Source organism: Candidatus Dormiibacterota bacterium (assembly GCA_035544955.1).
Taxonomy (GTDB): domain Bacteria; phylum Chloroflexota; class Dormibacteria; order CF-121; family CF-121; genus CF-13.
The window spans coordinates 1-2,032 of the sequence record DASZZN010000001.1 but is presented as its reverse complement, the minus strand read 5'-3'; the positions used below and the strand labels follow the sequence as shown (position 1 = coordinate 2,032).

The following is a 2,032-nucleotide window of genomic DNA, read 5'->3' as shown; positions in this document are numbered from 1 at the left end:
GTAGCCCCAGAGGTTGCGCCGGCTGGCCGCGTCCAGGCCGGCGGTCGGCTCGTCCAGAAATAGGACCCGGGGTCGGTGCATGAGCCCGCGGATGATCTCCAGCTTTCGCTTCATGCCGCCCGAGAGCTTCTTCACGGGCTTGAAGATCTCCCGCTCCAGGCCCAGCACCCCGGCCAGCTCGCGCAGCTGCTCGCGGTAGGCGCCGGGCATGGCGCGGAAGAGCGGGCGATATGGGTAGAGGCCGTAGAGGATGGCGTGGAAGCGCACGTTCTCCTCGCCCGACAGGTTGAGGTCTAGGCTCGGCTGCTGGAAGATGATGCCTACCCGGCGGCGCACTCCCGCCGGATCCCGGACGGCGTCGTGGCCATCGATCACCACCGTGCCGGAGGTCGGGGTGAGGGTGGTCGTGAGGATCGAGATGGTGGTCGTCTTGCCGGCGCCGTTGGGGCCAAGCAGCGCGAAGAATTCGCCCTGGCCGACTTCGAAGGACACACCGTCCACGGCGTTGCGGTCAGCCTTCTTGTAGCGTTTGACCAGGTCGCGCACCTCGATCATGTGAATCTCCTATGTCAAGCGGCCACCGCAACCAAGGCGGTGGAACGCTGTGGATAGTCGTGCCGGAGGCGCCGGTAAACCTCGTCCGAGATTTGGCGGCGCAAAGCTCTGATGGCTTCTGTTTTGGTGTTGCCCATGGTCAAGCGACGAGCAATGTAATCGGAGGCGGGTCCCCCAAGTCGGATCTGAGTAATGGCGATTCGATGAAGAGCAACGTTGAGCTGGCGGTTGCCCCCGCGGTTGAGCCGATGACGTTCATGGTTCCCAGACCAAACCGGAATGGGCGCCGTGCCGTTGTGCATGGCGAAAGCTGCGCTCGAGCGAAATCGACTCACATCGGCGGTCTCTGCCACCAGCTTGGCAGCGCTCAACCCGGCGCAGCCAGGCAGGCTGAGCAAGCCCGGTGCCAGCTCCTGCATCAGCTCCTCAATGCGACGCTGTAGCCGCTTCACCGTCCGGGTTAGCTCAGACAGTCGGGCAACCAGCTCGCGAGCAATTTCAGCCACCACTCCGGTGTGACTCTCGAGGCGACTGCTGACCTCTGCCAAAATCACCGTTCGCAGCAGTCCACCGGCCACTACCTGGTAGCCCGGCTCCAGCTCGTGCAGATGCCAGAGCAGTCGATTCTGTATTCGAGTTCGCTCTCCGACCAGGTCCTCACGGTGGTCGACCAGCAGTTTGACTTCGCGGCTCTTGCCTTCCAGCTGCGCAACCGGGAGATGGGGTTCACGCAACGCCGCACGCGCCACAGCCAGGGCGTCGATGGGATCTGACTTGCCGACTTCGCGACCAGACCTGCGTGCGGTGCCCATTAGCTTGGGCGAAACCTGCAGGACCGCCTCACCCGCGCTCAAGAGGTCGCGCTCCAGCCCGCGCGACAGATGCCGGCAGTTCTCCAGCGCCCATCGCCGCTCGGGCCAATGACGGGCCCAGCCCAAAGCCTCCATGTGGCCGGCCGGAGTCGCTGCCACCGTACGTTCTCCCACCTGCCGCCCGTTCTCGTCCACCGCCACCAAGGTGTGGGTCCGTTTGTGACTGTCGCCGCCAAATGTCACCATGTTCCTGTCTCCTTGTTGTGGGGATACAGGACCGGTCGGCGGACACGCCTGAGTTGGGGCGGATCCACGCTCCTATGAAGTCACGCCGGCTGGTCCATTTCATCCGACGGGCGGCAATTCGCATGAAAGCCATTCCGCGGCGGAGGGCAAGAAGCCTATGAGCCAACCCGCCGGACGACCAGTAGCGTGACACTCAGGATTATCCTAGGGACTCCGCGATGCCGATCTACGAGTACCGTTGCCAGGCCTGCCGCAAGCGAACATCGGCTCTGCTGGCGTCCTGGTCGAGCGAGAATCCGCCCTGCTCCAGCTGCGGGTCGACCAAGGTGCACCGCCTCGTCTCCACCTTCGCCACCGTGCGCGGGGGCGAGGAAGGAGGCGCCTCCGACTTCGACGATTTCGACGATGCCGGCGGCGGC

General features: G+C 64.6%; 3 protein-coding genes. 1 reads left to right on the top strand and 2 read right to left on the bottom strand.

The genetic code is table 11. From position 1 onward, the window contains the following. Both VHK65_00015 and VHK65_00010 read right to left on the bottom strand, forming a co-directional pair. Positions 1 to 561 (bottom strand): ATP-binding cassette domain-containing protein (locus VHK65_00015; protein ID HVS04540.1); only part of this gene is annotated, 561 nt, incomplete at its 3' end. Positions 562 to 569: 8 nt separating this feature from the next. Beyond that, a complete protein-coding gene (locus tag VHK65_00010) occupies positions 570 to 1,613 on the bottom strand; it encodes an IS110 family transposase (GenBank protein ID HVS04539.1) in 1,044 nt (347 codons plus the stop codon). Positions 1,614 to 1,831: 218 nt separating this feature from the next. On the opposite strand from VHK65_00010, the gene VHK65_00005 reads away from it, so the two are divergent. Beyond that, positions 1,832 to 2,032: zinc ribbon domain-containing protein (locus VHK65_00005; protein ID HVS04538.1), on the top strand; the 201-nt coding region annotated here is incomplete at its 3' end.